This is a genomic window from Plantibacter flavus, from assembly GCF_002024505.1.
GTDB classification, from domain to species: domain Bacteria; phylum Actinomycetota; class Actinomycetes; order Actinomycetales; family Microbacteriaceae; genus Plantibacter; species Plantibacter flavus_A.
In genome coordinates, this window is sequence record NZ_CP019402.1 from 2,058,278 (window position 1) to 2,074,832 (window position 16,555).

Annotated in this window: 17 protein-coding genes and 1 other RNA gene; 12 read left to right on the top strand and 6 right to left on the bottom strand. The window is 70.3% G+C overall.

What is annotated here, in order from left to right:
• Positions 1–80: 80 nt before the first annotated feature.
• Entirely contained in the window at positions 81–725 is a 645-nt protein-coding gene (locus tag BWO91_RS09645) for an FMN-dependent NADH-azoreductase (protein WP_079002447.1), read from the bottom strand.
• Positions 726–796: 71 nt separating this feature from the next.
• On the opposite strand from BWO91_RS09645, the gene BWO91_RS09650 reads away from it, so the two are divergent.
• From BWO91_RS09650 to BWO91_RS09660, 3 genes are all read left to right on the top strand, one after another.
• Positions 797–2,083 (top strand): kynureninase, encoded by a 1,287-nt coding sequence (locus BWO91_RS09650; protein ID WP_079002448.1) that lies wholly within the window; start codon positions 797–799, stop codon positions 2,081–2,083.
• A 22-nt stretch (positions 2,084–2,105) separates the two neighbouring features.
• Positions 2,106–3,032 (top strand): aldose 1-epimerase family protein, encoded by a 927-nt coding sequence (locus tag BWO91_RS09655; protein ID WP_079002449.1) that lies wholly within the window; start codon positions 2,106–2,108, stop codon positions 3,030–3,032.
• Between the two features lie 133 nt (positions 3,033–3,165).
• Positions 3,166–3,405: a hypothetical protein gene (locus BWO91_RS09660; protein WP_064293756.1), complete on the top strand. Its 240-nt coding sequence runs from the start codon at positions 3,166–3,168 to the stop codon at positions 3,403–3,405.
• 14 nt (positions 3,406–3,419) lie between these two features.
• Here BWO91_RS09660 and BWO91_RS19650 read toward each other — a convergent pair whose 3' ends face one another.
• The 3 genes from BWO91_RS19650 to BWO91_RS09670 all read right to left on the bottom strand — a co-directional run bounded on the left by BWO91_RS19650 (position 3,420) and on the right by BWO91_RS09670 (position 5,047).
• On the bottom strand, positions 3,420–3,584 hold the full coding sequence (locus BWO91_RS19650) for a hypothetical protein (RefSeq protein WP_153303432.1): 165 nt from the start codon (positions 3,582–3,584) through the stop codon (positions 3,420–3,422).
• Between the two features lie 80 nt (positions 3,585–3,664).
• Positions 3,665–4,084, bottom strand: a complete 420-nt coding sequence (locus tag BWO91_RS09665) for an organic hydroperoxide resistance protein (protein WP_064293757.1) — start codon at positions 4,082–4,084, stop codon at positions 3,665–3,667.
• A gap of 63 nt (positions 4,085–4,147) precedes the next feature.
• Positions 4,148–5,047 (bottom strand): LysR family transcriptional regulator ArgP, encoded by a 900-nt coding sequence (locus BWO91_RS09670; protein ID WP_071260042.1) that lies wholly within the window; start codon positions 5,045–5,047, stop codon positions 4,148–4,150.
• Between the two features lie 68 nt (positions 5,048–5,115).
• On the opposite strand from BWO91_RS09670, the gene BWO91_RS09675 reads away from it, so the two are divergent.
• The 4 genes from BWO91_RS09675 (at position 5,116) to rnpB (ending at position 7,805) form a co-directional block, all read left to right on the top strand.
• Entirely contained in the window at positions 5,116–5,733 is a 618-nt protein-coding gene (locus BWO91_RS09675; RefSeq protein WP_064293759.1) for a LysE/ArgO family amino acid transporter, read from the top strand.
• A 36-nt stretch (positions 5,734–5,769) separates the two neighbouring features.
• Positions 5,770–6,585 (top strand): Nif3-like dinuclear metal center hexameric protein, encoded by an 816-nt coding sequence (locus BWO91_RS09680; RefSeq protein WP_079002450.1) that lies wholly within the window; start codon positions 5,770–5,772, stop codon positions 6,583–6,585.
• Positions 6,586–6,629: 44 nt separating this feature from the next.
• Complete coding sequence (locus tag BWO91_RS09685; protein WP_079002451.1) at positions 6,630–7,367, top strand: zinc ribbon domain-containing protein; 738 nt, start codon at positions 6,630–6,632, stop codon at positions 7,365–7,367.
• A gap of 71 nt (positions 7,368–7,438) precedes the next feature.
• Positions 7,439–7,805, top strand: an RNA gene (gene rnpB / locus BWO91_RS09690) — RNase P RNA component class A.
• Between the two features lie 228 nt (positions 7,806–8,033).
• On the opposite strand, the gene ppgK is transcribed toward rnpB, so the two are convergent.
• Positions 8,034–8,810: a polyphosphate--glucose phosphotransferase gene (ppgK, locus tag BWO91_RS09695; RefSeq protein WP_079002452.1), complete on the bottom strand. Its 777-nt coding sequence runs from the start codon at positions 8,808–8,810 to the stop codon at positions 8,034–8,036.
• Positions 8,811–8,819: 9 nt separating this feature from the next.
• Positions 8,820–9,722, bottom strand: coding sequence for a type I methionyl aminopeptidase (gene map, locus BWO91_RS09700; protein WP_071260046.1), 903 nt, complete (start codon positions 9,720–9,722; stop codon positions 8,820–8,822).
• 34 nt (positions 9,723–9,756) lie between these two features.
• Here map and BWO91_RS09705 point away from each other — a divergent pair, with 34 nt between their 5' ends.
• The 5 genes from BWO91_RS09705 to BWO91_RS09725 all read left to right on the top strand — a co-directional run bounded on the left by BWO91_RS09705 (position 9,757) and on the right by BWO91_RS09725 (position 16,481).
• Positions 9,757–9,942: a hypothetical protein gene (locus BWO91_RS09705; protein WP_064293764.1), complete on the top strand. Its 186-nt coding sequence runs from the start codon at positions 9,757–9,759 to the stop codon at positions 9,940–9,942.
• A 104-nt stretch (positions 9,943–10,046) separates the two neighbouring features.
• A complete protein-coding gene (locus tag BWO91_RS09710) occupies positions 10,047–11,699 on the top strand; it encodes a hypothetical protein (protein WP_079002453.1) in 1,653 nt (550 codons plus the stop codon).
• Positions 11,678–12,013 carry a hypothetical protein gene (locus BWO91_RS09715; protein ID WP_153303433.1) on the top strand — a complete coding sequence of 112 codons (336 nt, stop codon included), beginning with the start codon at positions 11,678–11,680 and terminating at the stop codon, positions 12,011–12,013. Before BWO91_RS09710 ends, BWO91_RS09715 begins: the two co-directional genes overlap by 22 nt.
• A 97-nt stretch (positions 12,014–12,110) precedes the next feature.
• Positions 12,111–13,466, top strand: a complete 1,356-nt coding sequence (locus BWO91_RS09720) for a glutamine synthetase family protein (protein ID WP_064293766.1) — start codon at positions 12,111–12,113, stop codon at positions 13,464–13,466.
• Between the two features lie 21 nt (positions 13,467–13,487).
• Positions 13,488–16,481: a bifunctional [glutamine synthetase] adenylyltransferase/[glutamine synthetase]-adenylyl-L-tyrosine phosphorylase gene (locus BWO91_RS09725; protein WP_079002455.1), complete on the top strand. Its 2,994-nt coding sequence runs from the start codon at positions 13,488–13,490 to the stop codon at positions 16,479–16,481.
• The last annotated feature ends 74 nt before the right edge of the window (positions 16,482–16,555 follow it).

Consider the following 16,555-nt stretch of genomic DNA (forward strand, 5'->3'; position numbering starts at 1 on the left):
CTGATCGTGGCTCGACAGGAGTTCGGAGCACTGCCCGGATCAGACGGGTCGGATCCGCCGTCCGCCCGTCGTGTCGGCTGTCAGGCCGTCGAGACGGCCAGCCGCAGTCCCGTCTCGGACGCCGACCGGAGGGCCTCTGCGAACTCCTGTTCGCTCCGTTCGCGCTGAGCTGCGAGCGCCGGGTCACGGTCGGCGAGGGTCAGACTCGTCGTGATGACGTGGACGTCCATGCCGAGGGCGCCGCCGAACAACGTCCGCAGCGCCGGCACCTCGTGATCCCAACCCTCGGTCGGGCTGCCCGCGTCGTAGGCGATCCCGCGGCTGGTGGCGATGACGACCGGCCGGCCGGTGAGCGCTCCCGTGTCCGCGGAGGTGACGCCCGGCACGTGGATGTGGTCGATCCACGCTTTGAGCGACGACGGGATCGAGAAGTTGTACAGCGGCGCACCGATCACGACGATGTCGGCGCCGAGCAGCTCGTCGAGCAGGACGCGCTGGAGCGTCTCGGCCTCGGCGGGCGGGTTCGCACCGGGGCGGCGGTCGGCCGGCGCCCAGTGGAGACTCGCGTCGGCGAGGTGGGGGACCGGATCGCGGTGCAGGTCGCGACGGACGACGACGCCGGTGGGGTCGGCGTTCGACCAGGCGTCCACGACGGCCTGCGAGAGCCGGCGGGACCGGGAGGTGTCGAGATCGGCGGAGGAGTCGAGGTGCAGGAGCGTGGGCATGCGACAACGCTAGCAAGCCGGGTCCCGTCCGCTTCCTTGCGGCACGCACTGGTGGCGGTTACCGTCGCAGGATGGTCGACGCCCCAGCCCCAGCCACCTCCGCCCGCCCGGACGCACGCGTCCTCGACGAGACCGACCCGCTCGCGGAACACCGCGCGGCGTTCCTCCCGGCCGAGGGCGTCGTCGCCTACCTGGACGGGAACTCCCTGGGGCGGCCGTTGCGGGCCACGGCGGAGCGGCTGCAGTCGTTCATCGCGGAGGAGTGGGGGACGAGGCTCATCCGGTCGTGGGACGACCGCTGGTTCGAGCTGCCGCTGACGCTCGGCGACCGCCTGGGATCGGTCGTGCTCGGTGCCGCACCCGGCCAGACGGTCGTCGCCGACTCGACGACCGTGCTGCTGTACAAGCTGATCCGCGCGGCGGTCGACGTGACGTCGTCTGCCGGAGGAACCGCTCCGCGCGACGAGCTCGTGATCGATGCGGAGAACTTCCCGACGGACCGCTTCGTGATCGAGGGGGTCGCCGCTGAACGCGGTCTGCGTGTGCGATGGATCGACGCCGACCCGGTCCACGGTGTCGCCGCGCACCAGTTGCGCGAGGTGGTCCACGAGCGGACCGCTCTCGTCGTGCTCAGCCAGGTCGACTACCGGTCCGGAGCGCTGCTCGACGTCGAGGAGCTGACCGCGATCGCGCATCAGGCGGGAGCACTCGTGCTCTGGGACCTGTGCCACTCCGCCGGTGCGGTCCCGATCGAGCTCGACGGGTGGGGCGTGGACCTCGCGGTGGGCTGCTCCTACAAGTACCTCGGTGGCGGGCCCGGTGCTCCGGCGTTCGCCTACGTCGCGGCACGCCATCAGGACCGGCTCCTCCAGCCCATCCAGGGGTGGATGGGCGCCGCCGACGTCTTCGCCATGGCCGACACCTATCAGCCGGCCGTCGGGATGCGCCGGTTCCTCAGCGGGACGCCACCGATCGTGGGCATGCTGCCGCTCGAGGACTCGCTAACGCTCATCGAGTCCGCCGGGGTCGCCGCCATCCGGGAGAAGTCCGAGGCCCTCACCACGTTCGCCATCTCCTGGGCCGACGAGCACCTCGCAGGCTCCGGTGTCAGGGTGATGACCCCTCGTGACCCGGCGCGTCGCGGTGGTCATGTGACGCTCGGTCACCCGTCGTTCCGCGAGATCACCCCGCTGCTCTGGAATGCGGGTGTGATCCCCGACTTCCGGCACCCGGACGGTCTTCGCATCGGGGTCGCCCCCTTGAGCTCCGGCTTCGCCGAGCTCGAACTCGGGCTGATCCGGATCGCCGAGGCCGTCCACCGGTGGACGGCCTCACCCGGCTCCACCCCGCCCGGCTGACGTCCGTCGTAGGCTTGGCGGCATGCCCGCTGCCTCTGGAACCCAGTACCGTCTCCACCACGCCGGTCCGCAGGGCGAGGTCCGAGCGACGATCACCGAACTCGCCGCCGGACTCCGCGAGCTGACGGTCGGCGGACGCACCCTCGTGCAGTCCTTCGGTGAGGACGTCGTCGCCCCGATGGGGTGCGGGATGGTGCTCGTGCCGTGGCCCAACCGCGTCCGCGATGCCCGGTGGACGCTCGACGGTGAACCGCAGCAGCTCGACGTCACCGAGGCGGCGACCGGGAACGCCTCCCATGGTCTGCTGCGCAACACGGGGTACCGGGCGGGGGATCACACCGATCACGCGGTGACCCTGCTCGCCTCGGTGTTCCCGCAGCACGGCTACCCGTTCCGCCTCGACACCTCGGTCGCCTACACGTTGGACGACGACGGCCTGCGGGTGACCCACACGATCGTGAACCGGTCGAGTCGCCCCGCGCCGGTCGCCGTCGGTGCTCACCCCTACCTGGCGCTCGGCGACGTACCGACCGCCGACCTCACCGTGACGGTGGCCGCCGACACCTGGTTCGAGACGGACGAGCAGCGCATCCCGGTCGCCTCCCGTCCCATCGACGGGACCCCGTACGATCTGCGCTCGGGTGCTCGCGTGGGCGACCTCTCGATCGACGTCGGCCTGGGTTCGGTCCAGCAGGTCGACGGTGCCGTCCGACACCGGCTCACCGCACCCGACGGCGACACCGTCGAACTCTGGGCGGACGACGACTTCCGGTTCGTCCAGGTCTACACGCCGAAGAACTTCCCGGCGGCAGACGGACCGACGCAGGCCATCGCCATCGAGCCCATGACGGCCCCCGCCGATGCGCTGAACAGCGGGACCGGACTCCGATGGTTGGAGCCCGACGAGCGGTGGTCGCTGTCCTGGGGGATCCGACTCACGCAGGTGTGACCGGCACGCCGTTCGGCGGACGATCGACCGTCCCACGGGCGGAGGAGGATCAGCTCACAGGATGACGCCGCGGGGACGATGATCGCCCTGGCGTCCGATGTGCCGCCCCCGGGTGTCGACGGACACTTGTGGCATGACCACGCACCTGGACACCAGCCCGAACCTCTTCACCCTGTCCACGCCCCGGGTTGCACAGACCGAGCGGCTGCAGGTGGCGCGGCCGACGGCTCGACCGCGCGGACGGTTCGGGGCGTTCGTGGGCGTCCTCCTGGGGAACATCGTCCTCTGGAGCACGCTCTTCATCACGATCGGTGTCGTGCTCGCACTGCAGCTCGGCATCGTCGGCGTCATCGCCGCGTCACTGTTGCGCTGAGCGCGATCCCGTCGTCAGGCACCTGAATCGGCGAGACCCGTTCCGGAATCGTCCGCGGCGTCCTCGGCGGGCGCGTCGTCATCCAGCGCCTCGTCCTCGACCACGGCGTCCGGGAGCCCCGGCAGCATGGCCGCCGCGCCCTCGTCACGAATGCCTTCGACCGCCCCGAAATCAGACATGATGCTTCCTCTCGATCGTCGTGCCCGCCAGGGTAACCGGCGGACACGACGATCGACAGCCCTTGCGGGCGGGAGCTTCGTCAGTCGACGATCGACACCGTCACGTCGATGTTGCCGCGCGTGGCGTTCGAGTAGGGGCACACCTGGTGCGCCTGGTCGGCCAGCTGCTGGGCTTCATCGTGCGTCACGTTCGGCACGTAGACGTCGAGCTCGACGGCCAGGCCGAAGCCGCCCTCACCGTTCGATCCGATGCCGACGCTGGCCGACACCTCGGCGTCCTTCGTGTCGAGCTTCGCGGTACGCCCGACGGCGTGGAGGGCGCTGAGGAAGCACGCGGCGAAGCCTGCGGCGAACAACTGCTCGGGGTTGGTGCCCTCGCCGCTGCCGCCGAGTTCCTTCGGGGGACGGGTGTCGAAGTCGAGGAGGTCGTCCTCACTGCGGACGTGTCCGTCTCGTCCGCCTCCGGTGGCATGGGCAACTGCTGTGTACGCGATATCCATTGCTCCATCCTTGCACCGTCGTGCGTGCCCGGTGCACCTTCTCCGGGACCTCTCGGCAGGAGTTCAGTGCAGCGTGGATCGAGCCGCGTCGACCACCGCCGTCGTGACGAGCTCGAGCAGTCGGGAGTGGAGTCGCCACTGCTGCCAGAACAAGGGGACGTCGACGCCGCCCGTTTCGTCGAGCACGACGAGATCGCCCCTGCGCAGCGGCGCGTCGGACTGCGCGTCCGGGAGCATGCCCCAGCCGAGACCGAGGCCGACGGCGGTCGCGAAGTCCGCCGAGGCCGGAACATGGTGCCGCGGCGGGTCGGCGGGGTCGACGCCACGTCGTCGGAGGTAGGCGTCCTGGAGATCGTCCTTCCGGTCGAACACGACTACGGGCGCTGCGGTGAGCGCCTGAGCGGTCGCCCCGTCCTCGAACCAGCGCGCCGCGAACGCGGGTGAGGCCATCGGCCGGTATCGCATCCGGCCGAGAGGCCGCACCGTGCACCCCTGGACCGGTTCGGCGTTCGACGTGACCGCGGCCATGACGCTGCCCGCACGGAGGAGGTCCGTCGAATGGTCCTGGTCCTCGCGAGCGAGGTCGAAGACGACCGACTCCCGGGCGGCGACGTCCGCCAGCACGGGCAGCAGCCAGGTGGCGAGGGAGTCGGCGTTCACGACGATCGGGATCACCGCCGGGGTGGCCGGCGTGAGCGCGTCGTCGGCGTGCAACTCGAGCGCCGCGTCGTGACCGAGCAGGTGCACCGCGCGGCCGAGGCGGAGCACGATCTCACCTGACGCCGTGATGGTGATCGGTTTGGTCCGGAGCAGGAGGACCCGTCCGACGCTCTGCTCGAGGGCCTTGATGCGTTGGCTGATCGCCGACGGCGTGACCATCAGCTCCCGGGCGGCCGACTCGAAGGTGCCGTGGTCGACCGCGGCGACGAAGGCCCGCAGTTGCTCGAAATGAAAATCCATCATAAGAGGATCTTACGATTCATCAGAATATTGAACTGGATTCATCATGCTGCGCGTCCTACGGTCGATGGATGACCTCCGCACTGCAGGCCGCGATCGCGGGCCTCGGCCTCGGCCTCTCACTCATCGTGGCCATCGGCGCCCAGAACGCCTTCGTCCTCCGGCAGGGCATCCGGCGCGAGCATGTCCTTCCCGTCGTGCTGGTCTGCGCACTCTCCGACGCGGTGCTCATCATCGCCGGTGTCAGCGGCATCGGCTTCGTCGTGGAGCGGTTCCCCGTGGTCCTCGTCGTCCTCCGTTGGGCCGGGGCCGCCTTCCTGCTCGGCTACGGCCTGCTGGCCGCACGCCGTGCACTCGCCCCGTCCGGTCTCGCCGCCGACCGTGGTGGCAACAGCCTCTCGCTCAGGGCGGCGGTGCTCACCGTCATCGGCCTCACCTGGCTGAACCCCCACGTGTACCTCGACACCGTGCTCCTCCTCGGCTCGATCGCGAACACGCACGGGGAGCTGGGGCGGTGGTGGTTCGCCGCCGGCGCGGTCCTCGGGAGCATCCTGTGGTTCACCGCGCTGGGGTACGGCGCGCGACTGCTCCGCGGGGTCTTCGCGAAGCCCGTGGCCTGGCGCATCCTCGACGTCGCGATCGCGGTCGTCATGATCGCCCTCGCGATCATGCTCGTCCTGCGCCCCTGAGCGTGCTCGAGGGTGCCTGGTTAGGATTGCCGGGTGATGAGAACCCTGCGTGAGGTCAACACGGTCGTCGAGCGCCTCTGGCCACTGTCCGGAGCCGAGGACTGGGATGCCCCGGGGCTCCTCGTCGGCGACCCGGACCAGCCGGTCGGGCATGTGCTCCTGGCCGTCGACGCGGTCGGCGTGACCGTCGACGAGGTGCTCGAGCGCCCCGACGGTCTGCTGCTGGTCCACCACCCGCTGCTGATGCGCGGTGTCACGACCGTGGCGGGTGACCGGTACAAGGGGTCGCTCATCACACGCCTGATCCGTGGCGGCGCCGCACTCATCGCCGCCCACACCAACGCCGACGTCGTCGTCGACGGGACCTCGGACGTCCTCGCCCGACGTCTCGGCCTCCACGACCCGGCTCCGATCGTCCCTGCCGCCGACGGCCTGACCGGGCTGGGTCGGGTCGGCGACCTCCCGGAGGAGACGACGCTCGGCGCGATCGCGCGTGCCCTCGCCGAGATCCTGCCGGCGACCGCCACCGGGGTCCGTGCCTCCGGCGACTACGACCAGGCCGTCCGGAGGATCGCGCTCTGCGGGGGAGCGGGGGACTCGCTCCTGTCCCACCCCGCGGTCCGCGCGGCCGACGTGTACATCACGGCCGACCTCCGCCACCACCCGGCGTCCGAGGCCCGGGAACAGGCACTCCTCGGCGGCGGGCCGGCCCTCGTCGACGTCTCCCACTGGGCGAGCGAGTGGCTGTGGTTGGAGGGGGCCGCCGACGCGCTCCGACGAGAGCTCCCGGGACTCGACGTCCGGGTCAGCGAGATGCGTACCGACCCGTGGGACTTCGTCGTCACCCAGTAGTCGGCGCGGCCGGTAGGGTGATGAGTCGAGAGTTTGGAACAGACGTGAAAGCCAGCCCAGCAGACCAGAAGACGTTGCTCACCCTGCAGAGCATCGACACCGGCGTGCAGCGCACCGCCTACCGCGCGGCGAACCTCCCCGAGGCCGCGCGCATCGCGCAGCTCCAGGCCGAGATCGAGACCGTCCGCCTCCGTCGCCTGGAGCGGGTCGGCGTCCGCGACGACGCACAGACCGAGCTCGGGCGCATCGAGTCCGACGTCGCCGTCGTCGCGGCCCGCATGAAGCGCGACGCCGACCGTCTCCAGTCGTCGACCTCCGTCAAAGACGTCGAAGCGCTGCAGAGCGAGATCGCCTCGTTGCAGAACCGGCAGAACAACCTCGAAGAGATCCAGCTGAACGTCATGGAGCGGGTCGAAGCCGCGGAGGACGCCGTCGCCCAGGTGGACGCCGAGCGCGCCGGACTCCAGGAGCTCCTCGACGAGGTCGTCGCGAAGCGCGACGCCGAACTCGTCGAACTCGAGGCCGAACGGGCACGACTCACCGCCGACCGCGAGTCACTCGCACCCGGCATCCCCGCCGACCTCCTGGCACTCTACGACCAGCGTCGCGCCCGCGGCGGTATCGGTGCAGCACTGTTCCGCGCCGGCACCTGCGGAGCATGCAAGATGTCGCTCACCGGTAACGACCTCCAGGCCGTCCGCGCCGCGCCGTCCGAAGAGGTCGTGCAGTGCCCTGAGTGCGCCGCGATCGTCGTCCGGACGGACGAGTCAGGCCTCATCTGAGTCGGACGCGGGCTGCACGACACCGGCGGTCCGCGGCCGCTGTCACGGGCCGGTAGACTCGTCTCCGTGAACGGGCCGGCTAGACGGTCGCGTCACCGAGACCTCCGGGTGTCGGTGCCGAGGAACGTCCGGGCTCCACAGAGCAGGGCGGTGGGTAACACCCACCCGGGGTGACCCGCGAGACAGTGCCACAGAGAACAGACCGCCGTGGGCGACCACGGTCAGGGTGAAACGGTGGGGTAAGAGCCCACCAGCGACCGGGGTGACCCGGTCGGCTCGGTAAACCTCGTCCGGAGCAAGGTCAACAGGGAACGCTGAGGCTGCTCGCCAAGTTCCCGGGTAGACCGCTAGAGGGCGGCGGCAACGTCGTCCCGAGAGAGATGGCCGTCCAAACGCGAGAGCGTGGGACAGAACCCGGCGTACCGGTCGACCCGTTCACACCCCAGCACGGCCGCGACTGCGTCGAGCCGTACTGCGACACCCGCGCAAGCCTGGGACGGAACCCGGCGTACCGGTCGACCCGTTCACACCCCAGCACGGCCGCGACTGCGTCGAGCCGTACTGCGACACCCGCGCAAGCGTGGGACGGAACCCGGCGTACCGGTCGACCCGTTGACGCTCAACGCCGGGCGCCGCGATGGAATCGCCAGAGCGCGCCCGCAGCACTCAGGCGATGCGTTCGGCGGGGCCGGCGGCGAGAGCGGCTGCGCCGAGGATGCCCGCGTTGTTGCGGTGCACGGCAGGGATGATCGGGGTGTCGAGCTTCAGCAGCGGCAGGAAGTGGTCCGCGTGCTTGGACACGCCGCCACCCACCACGAACTGATCGGGTGAGAAGAGGAACTCGAGGCGCTCGTAGTACTTCTGGAGGCGCTTGGCCCACTTCTCCCAGCTCAGGTCCTCGCGCTCCTTGACCGCGTAGGACGCCCGCGTCTCGGCGTCCTTGCCGTCGATCTCCAGGTGTCCGAGTTCCGCGTTCGGGATCAACGTGCGGTTGTAGATGAGCGCCGTACCGATGCCGGTGCCGAGCGTCGTCAGGATCGTGAGGCCGCTGGCGCCCTTGGCCGCGCCGAACTCGGTCTCGGCGTACCCGGCCGCGTCGGCGTCGTTCACGAAGGTGATCTCACGCCCGAGGCCCTGCTCGAACAGCTGCTCGGCTTCGAGGCCGATCCAGGCGTCGGAGACGTTCGCCGCGGACATCGTCCGGCCGTTGCGGACGATCGCGGGGAAGCAGACGCCGAGCGGGAGTCCGTCCGAGGCCGGGGACAGCTGCTCGAGCACCTGGCGCACCGTCACGACGATGTCCTTCGGCTCGCCACCCTTCGGCGTGGGGATCTTCACCCGATCGGTGAGGAGGACACCGGTCGTGAGGTCGACGACCGCACCTTTGATACCGGTCCCTCCGATATCGATGCCGACGGCGGACCGGGGAGTTGCGTTCGTCATGCGTCCAGCCTAGAGCGCCGCGGGCGCTGCGTCGGTGTCGATCGGGCTCGGAAGCGTGAGGATCTCTGCGCCGCGTTCGGTGACGACGAGCGTGTGCTCGAACTGTGCGGTGAGTGACCGATCGCGCGTCGTGACCGTCCAGTCGTCGTCCCACTGCTCCCAGTCCTGGGAGCCGATCGTGAGCATCGGCTCGATCGTGAACACCATGCCCGGCTCCATCACCGTGTCGTACAGCGGCGCGGCGTCGTAGTGGGGGACGATCAACCCGGAGTGGAAGGACCGGCCGACGCCGTGGCCCGTGAAGTCGCGGACGACGCCGTACCCGAACCGCTTCGCGTAGGACTCGATCGCGCGACCGATGACGTTGATCTGCCGGCCGGGGGCGACGGCCTTGATGCCTCGGTTGAGGGCTTCCCGGGTGCGCTCGACGAGGAGCCTTGTGTCGTCGGCGACGTCGCCGACGAGGAAGGTCACGTTGCTGTCGCCGTGCACGCCGTCGAGGTAGGCGGTGATGTCGATGTTCACGAGGTCACCCTCGCGCAAGGCGGTGTCGTCGGGGATGCCGTGGCAGACGACCTCGTTGACCGAGCTGCAGATCGACTTGGGGTAGCCGCGGTACCCGAGCGTCGACGGATAGGCGCCCGCACCGATGACGAACGCATGCCCGATGGCGTCCAATTCGTCGGTGGTCACCCCGGGACGGACCGCCGCACCGACGGCCTGGATCGCATCGGCGGCGATGGTTCCGGCGACCCGGATGCGTTCGATCTCCTCAGCCGAATACAGGTCGCCCCGGGTGTCGGTGGCCGGTGCGGCGCGGCCGACGTACTCGGGGCGGACGATCGTCTCCGGCACCGATCGGGGGCGGCCGACGCGACCGGGGACCAGGTGACCTGCGGTGTCGAAAGGCATAGGATCAAGCCTAACCGAGCAGGGGAGACGCGCCGTGGCGAAGGAACCATCCGAGCAGTACTGGTACAACACGAAGACCGGCCAGGTCGAGTTCGGCTTCGAGTCGAGTGTCGTGGACCGCGTCGGTCCCTTCGAGACGGCTGCGGAGGCCTCGCACGCACTCGAGCGACTCCGCGCCAACAGCGCGAAGTGGGACGCCGACGAGGCTGCCGAGGACTGAGCCACCCGGGTCGCGTCGCGAGCGGATTGCGGGTCTGCCCTCTTCCGCAGGCGTGGTGCGATCCGCCAGGATGGGCCGAGCGATGAAGCTCGAGCGGGGGGAACATGCACAGGATCGACCGTCCGTGGAGGCGACCGATCGCCGTCGGACGAGGTGCCGTCGCGGCCCTCACCCTCGGACTCCTCCTGATGCCGACGTCGCCGGCCGCTGCAGCGCCGATGGTCGCCTCCGAGGTCACCGCAGCCGAGTGCGTCACAACGGTCCCCGGTGGTTCCCGCTGCGGTGTGTTGACGGTGCCTCTGTCGCGCACGGTGCCGGACTCGGCGGAGGCGACCCTGCCGTACGTGCTCGTACCGGCCGCCCTCGAGACCGGACGACCGCCGCTCGTCTACCTCGCCGGTGGGTCGGCGCTCTCGTCGCTGGACATCCAGCGGCTCGCGGTCGAGGACGGGCTGGCCGCTGACCGCGACGTGGTGTTCGTCGAACGCCGGGGCGGTCTCGACGCCACACCGTCGCTCGACTGCGCGCCGGCGAATGCAGCCATCCGCGCTTCGCTCGGGGCTGATGGGGACCGTGCATCCCGCGTCGCCGCGGTCGACGCGGCCTTCGCGTCCTGCACCGCGTCCTGGCAGGAGGACGGCGTCGTGCCGAGCGACTTCGGCGTCGCCCCCGCGGCTGCGGACCTCCGCGACCTGCGGCAGCAGCTGGGCTACGCGCGTTGGACCATCCTGGCCGTGGGCACGTCGGCCGGCGTGGCCCTCGCGGCCCCCGACGTCGATCCGGGTGGTGTCGACGGCGTCGTCCTCGACGGCCCCGACCTGGGTGCACCCGGGATCGTCTCCGCAGGCGGTGTGGCGGCCGCCCTGGCCGTCGTCCGTGCGCGCGGCGTCGAGCCGCAGGGCACCGTCCCGTCCGTGCCGGCGGCACCACAGGCCGCCGCCGCTGAGGAACCGGAGTCCGCGACCCCGGACACCGCGCCGAGCGAGCCGACGCGTTCCGCCGGGATCCTCACCGCCGCCACCGATGCGCTCATCGCCGCACCGCACCGCACCTCCGGCGCGCACGCGATCACCCTCGGTGGCGACGCGCTCTTGGCGATCGCCTCACACGCGTTGTCCGAACCCACCGCCCAGGCGGCACTCCCGGTGCTCCTGAGCTCGATCGCGGACGGCGACAGCACGGTGCTGGATCCCGTGGCGAACGATGCGATCGCCCGGCTGGGCGACTCCGGTGGCATCCTCGACCGCGTGCTCGGGTGTTCGACGACCGGCTGGCCCGGGGCCGCCGAACGCTCGGACGCGGAGGTCACCACGACGACGCTGCTGGAGGACGTCGCGGCCGCTGCCTGCTCCTCGTTCGCCGTGGCTGCGACGCCGCCACCGGGAGCGGTCGGGACGTCGGTCTTCGTGCTCGGCGCCCCGGAACAGGCAGCCGCTCTCGCCGGCCCCGTCGCCGGCGGCACGGCGGACGCGCTCGTGGCGGTCTTCCCCGGGTCGGGAGCCGTCCCATCGGTGAGCGGTGCGTGCGCACGGGTCGCGATGCGTGCGTGGCTCAGCGATCCGGCGAGCTATCGGGCGGCGCTCTGCGACGCCGACGACGCGGCCGTCGCCGTCGTCGATCGAGCCGATGTCGCGGCGAGCCCGCGATGGGCCCAGCAGACCTCGTCGGACGCCGGGGCGTGTGGTCGCTGCTGGTGCTGCCCATCCTGTTCGGGCTCGTGGCCATCGGATGGTCCGTGGCGTGGGGCTACCGGTTGATCACCCAGGCGCTTCGACGCCAGCCGGTCCAGGACGGTCTCCTGCTGGGGATCGCTCCGGTGTTCGGAGCGACGTGGGCGATCGGCGGAGCCGTCGTGCTCGTCCGTGCGGCCACCTCGAGTCCGGCGATCGCGCTCGTCGGGGTGCCCGCCGCCTTGCCGTGGCTCTCCATCGCCCTCCTCGTGAGTTGCCTCGGGCTGGTGCCCGTCTGGCAAGGGGCCCACCGTGGATCACGGCTGCGGATCGCCGCACTCTCGCTGCTGTGGGCGGCGACGGCCGGCTGGACCGCACTCTTCGTCCTCGCCTGGTGGTGAGCCGTGGATCGCCCACGCCCGGCGCGCGCTGATGAGCGGGAACGGGGACGGAGCCAGTAGCCTAGACACGGGCCGCCGGCCGAAGGAAGAGGGGCAGATGGATAAGCAGCGCGACTTCGTTCTCCGCACGATCGAGGAGCGGGGCGTCAAGTTCGTCCGGCTGTGGTTCACCGATGTCGTCGGGACCCTCAAGTCCGTCGCGATCGCCCCGGCCGAAGTGGAAGGCGCGTTCTCCGAGGGCCTCGGCTTCGACGGATCGGCGATCGAGGGGCTCAGCCGCTCCTACGAGTCGGACCTCCTGGCCCACCCCGATCCGACGACCTTCCAGATCCTGCCGTGGCGCGGCGAGATCGACCCGACGGCGCGCATGTTCTGCGACATCACGACGCCCGACGGCCAGCCCGCCGTCGCCGACCCGCGGAACGTCTTGAAGCGCACCCTGGCGAAGGCCGCAGACATGGGGTTCACGTTCTACACGCACCCCGAGATCGAGTTCTACCTGCTGAAGTCCTCGCAGTACGGCGTCGACGGACCGGAACCGGTCGACTCCGCGGGCTACTTCGACAACGTCCCCGGTGGCACCGCTCATGACTTCCGTCGACGTTCCGTCCGGATGCTCGAAGACCTCGGGATCTCCGTCGAGTTCAGCCACCACGAGGCGGGTCCCGGCCAGAACGAGATCGACCTGCGATACGCCGACGCCCTGACGACGGCCGACAACATCATGACCTTCCGCACCGTCGTGAAGGAGGTGGCGATCGAGCAGGGCGTCTACGCGACGTTCATGCCGAAGCCGCTCGTCCACCAGCCCGGCAGCGGCATGCACACGCACATGTCGTTGTTCGAGGGTGACTCGAACGCCTTCTACGAGGCGGGTGCGCAGTACCAGCTCTCGAAGACGGGCCGGCAGTTCATCGCCGGACTCCTGACGCACGCTCCGGAGATCACCGCGGTGACGAACCAGTTCGTGAACTCCTACAAGCGACTCTGGGGTGGCGTCGGGCCGAACAAGCTGTCCGAGGCTCCGAGCTTCGTCTGCTGGGGCCACAACAACCGCTCGGCACTCGTGCGCGTGCCGCTCTACAAGCCCAACAAGGGCCAGAGCGCTCGGGTCGAGTACCGCGCCATCGACTCCGCGGCCAACCCGTACCTCGCCTTCTCGCTCATGCTCGCCGCTGGGCTGAAGGGCATCGAGGAGGGCTACGAGCTCCCGCCGGAGGCTGAGGACAACGTCTGGACGCTCTCCGACACCGAGCGTCGGGCGCTGGGATACAACGCGCTGCCCGCCAGCCTGGATCGCGCCGTCAGCCTCATGGAGGGTTCCGAACTCGTGGCAGAGACGCTCGGGGAGCAGGTGTTCAACTACGTCCTGCTGAACAAGCGACAGGAATGGCACGAGTACCGGGCCCAGGTGACCCCCTTCGAGTTGTCCAGCAACCTGGAGATGCTCTAGACGAGGGGACCGGTCGGTCGTATGGTCCGCGAGAACATCTCCCTGAGCACGCTCGCCCGACTCGGGTTCACCGGTCTGGGTGAGGCCCGTGACCGGCTGGACGAGCTCGCGGAGCTCGTCCGACTCGACCCGGCGTCGCTGTCTCCGTCCTTCGCCGTCGCGGCCGACCCCGACGCCGCGCTGGTCGGTGTGCTGATGGTCGGTCGGAAGTCACCCGACGAGCTCTCAGCTCTTCTGGCGGATCAGGCCTCGGCCGAGCGGCTGTTCCGACTGTTCGGCGCCTCGCAGGGGTTCATCGACTTCTTCCTCCGCCACCCCGACCAGCTGTCGGTGTTCGAGTTGCCCGTCACCCGCGTCCCGACGCTGCAGGAGGCGCGCGACGAACTGCTCGCGAGCGTCGGCGCCGAGGACGGCTTCGCCGCGATGGTCGAGGAGCCGGCCTGGGACGCGATCCGCGTGGTCTACCGACGACTGCTCGCCGAGGTCGCCCTCTTCGACCTCTGCGCCCCGGATCCGATCGTCGTGCTCGACCGGGTGGCCAGTGCCCTCTCCGACCTCGCTGCCGGTGCGTTGGAGGCCTCCATCGCCGTCGCACGCACGCAGACGAGCGGCCCGAGGGGTCCCGGCGTGTACCCGCGCGAGGAGGTCGCGGCCACCCGCTTCGCCATCATCGGCATGGGCAAGGCGGGCGCACGGGAGCTGAACTACGTCTCCGACGTCGACGTCATCTTCGTCGGTGAGGGTTCGGGCGACGGTGAGGACGGGCTCGACAACGGGCGTGCCGTCGAGATCGCCACCCGGCTCGCGGTCCTCACCATGCGCGGTCTCGGACAGGCGGGTCTCGAACCGAGCCTGTGGGAGGTCGATCCGAACCTCCGCCCGGAGGGGAAGGCCGGCGCCCTCGTCCGCACGCTCGAGTCGCATCTCGTGTACTACGACCGCTGGGCGAAGAGCTGGGAGTTCCAGGCGCTCCTCAAGGCTCGGGCCTTCGCCGGCGATCCCGAGCTCGGCGCCCGCTACATCGAGGCGGTGCAGCCGAAGGTGTGGGGGAGTGCGTCCCGCGAGGGGTTCGTCGAGTCGGTCCAGCGCATGCGCGAACGGGTCACCGAACACATCCCGGCGGAGGACGTCCACTACCAACTGAAGCTCGGCCCGGGCGGGCTCCGCGACATCGAGTTCACGGTGCAACTGCTCCAGCTCGTCCACGGACAGCTCGACGACTCCGTGCATCAACGCGGCACCCTCGCCGCCCTCGACGGCCTCGCGACCGCCGGGTACATCGGTCGCGCCGAGGCGCAGGAGTTCGCTCACGACTACCGCCTGCTGCGCGTGCTCGAACACCGCCTGCAGCTGACGCGACTGCAGCGCACGCACATGATGCCGCGCGACGAGCCGTCCCTCCGATCCCTGGCCCGGTCGAGCACGCTCGCGACGACCGCACAGGCCCTCGTCACGCGATGGGAGACCACGAAGCACGGTGTCCGGCAGCTGCACGAGCGGTTGTTCTACCGGCCGCTGCTCTCGGCGGTCGCGGCCTTGCCCGAGAGCGGTCTGAGTCTGACGAGCGGTCAGGCGGAGGCGCGACTCGCGGCGATCGGCTTCGTCGACCCCCGCGGCGCGCTCGCCCACATCGGGGCGCTCACCGCCGGCGTGTCCCGGCGCGCCAACATCCAGCGGCATCTGCTCCCCGTCATGCTCGGCTGGTTCGCGGACGGCGCCGATCCCGACTACGGATTGCTCGCGTTCCGTCGGCTCAGCGAGTCCCTCGGCGAGTCGCACTGGTTCCTGCGGATGCTCCGCGACTCCTCAGGCGCGGCCGAGCGGCTCACGCGGGTCCTCTCGGGGTCCCGGTTCATCGGCGAGCTCATGGACCGCATCCCCGAGTCGGCCGCTTGGCTCGCCGGAGACGAGGACCTCCTCCCGCGATCGTCGACCGCGCTCGGCGAGGAGATCGCCGCCATCCTCAGACGACACGACTCACCGGACACCGCAGCCGCCGCCATCCGCGCGGTACGGCGACGCGAAGTCCTCCGGCTGGCGATGTCGTCGACCGTCGGCATGCTGGACGTGCAGGGCCTCGCTGCAGGACTGACGGACGTGTCGACGGCGACGCTCGCAGGGCTCCTCGGCGCCGTCAGACGCATCGGCGGCCTCGGCGCGGACATCGAGTTCGCCGTCATCGCCATGGGCCGCTACGGCGGAGCTGAGCTCGGACTCGGTTCGGACCTCGACGTCCTCTACGTGTTCCGGCCGAAGGACGGGGTCGACACCCAGGATGCACAGCGCCAGGCCGGAGCGATCGCCGCAGAGCTCAAGCGTCTGAGCGAGGACGCCCGGCTCCCGCTCGACCTCGACCTCGACCTCCGTCCCGAGGGGAAGAACGGTCCGCTCGTGCGCTCCCTCGACTCCTACCGGAACTACTACGCGCGCTGGTCCCTCACCTGGGAGGCGCAGGCGCTGCTCCGCGCCGCCGGGGTCGTGGGCGACACCGAGCTCATCGAGGCGTTCACCGAGGTGGCGGACACGGTCCGTTACCCAGCCGCGATCAGCGAGCAGTCCGTCCGCGAGGTCAAGCGGATCAAGGCACGCGTCGAGAACGAGCGGCTGCCGCAGGGCGCCGACCCGACGAGACACCTGAAGCTCGGGCGCGGCTCGCTCAGCGACGTCGAGTGGTTCGTGCAGCTCCTCCAGCTCGAGCACGGTGCGGCGGTGCCATCGTTGCGCACCACCTCGACGCTCCGAGCGCTCGACGCGGCGGTGGAGGCGGATCTCGTCGATCGGGAGTCCGCCGAACGACTCCGCGAGGCCTGGATCCTCGCCTCGCGAATCCGCTCGGCCATGACGCTGTGGTTGAACAAGACGCAGGACGTGCTGCCGAGCGACCGCCAACAGCTCGAAGGTGTGGCACGACTCCTGGAGTACCCGACCGGATCGGCGAGCCTCCTGGAACAGGACTACCTCGCGGCCACCCGGCGAGCCCGGACGGTCTTCGAGCACGGCTTCTACGGCATCTGAGCCGATCGTCTCGACCACACGGAACCGCCCGCCATCCGAGAGGATGACGGGCGGTTCGCGGTGCAGCAGGTGTC

Coding starts and splice junctions, on each gene's coding strand:
- BWO91_RS09680 (WP_079002450.1), top strand. CDS start 5,770: ATGAGAACCCTGCGTGAGGTCAACACGGTCGTCGAGCGCCTCTGGCCA.
- BWO91_RS09655 (WP_079002449.1), top strand. CDS start 2,106: ATGCCCGCTGCCTCTGGAACCCAGTACCGTCTCCACCACGCCGGTCCG.
- BWO91_RS09650 (WP_079002448.1), top strand. CDS start 797: ATGGTCGACGCCCCAGCCCCAGCCACCTCCGCCCGCCCGGACGCACGC.
- ppgK (WP_079002452.1), bottom strand. CDS start 8,810: ATGACGAACGCAACTCCCCGGTCCGCCGTCGGCATCGATATCGGAGGG.
- BWO91_RS09675 (WP_064293759.1), top strand. CDS start 5,116: ATGACCTCCGCACTGCAGGCCGCGATCGCGGGCCTCGGCCTCGGCCTC.
- BWO91_RS09725 (WP_079002455.1), top strand. CDS start 13,488: ATGGTCCGCGAGAACATCTCCCTGAGCACGCTCGCCCGACTCGGGTTC.
- BWO91_RS09665 (WP_064293757.1), bottom strand. CDS start 4,084: ATGGATATCGCGTACACAGCAGTTGCCCATGCCACCGGAGGCGGACGA.
- BWO91_RS09710 (WP_079002453.1), top strand. CDS start 10,047: ATGCACAGGATCGACCGTCCGTGGAGGCGACCGATCGCCGTCGGACGA.
- BWO91_RS09670 (WP_071260042.1), bottom strand. CDS start 5,047: ATGATGGATTTTCATTTCGAGCAACTGCGGGCCTTCGTCGCCGCGGTC.
- map (WP_071260046.1), bottom strand. CDS start 9,722: ATGCCTTTCGACACCGCAGGTCACCTGGTCCCCGGTCGCGTCGGCCGC.
- BWO91_RS19650 (WP_153303432.1), bottom strand. CDS start 3,584: ATGTCTGATTTCGGGGCGGTCGAAGGCATTCGTGACGAGGGCGCGGCG.
- BWO91_RS09720 (WP_064293766.1), top strand. CDS start 12,111: ATGGATAAGCAGCGCGACTTCGTTCTCCGCACGATCGAGGAGCGGGGC.
- BWO91_RS09645 (WP_079002447.1), bottom strand. CDS start 725: ATGCCCACGCTCCTGCACCTCGACTCCTCCGCCGATCTCGACACCTCC.
- BWO91_RS09660 (WP_064293756.1), top strand. CDS start 3,166: ATGACCACGCACCTGGACACCAGCCCGAACCTCTTCACCCTGTCCACG.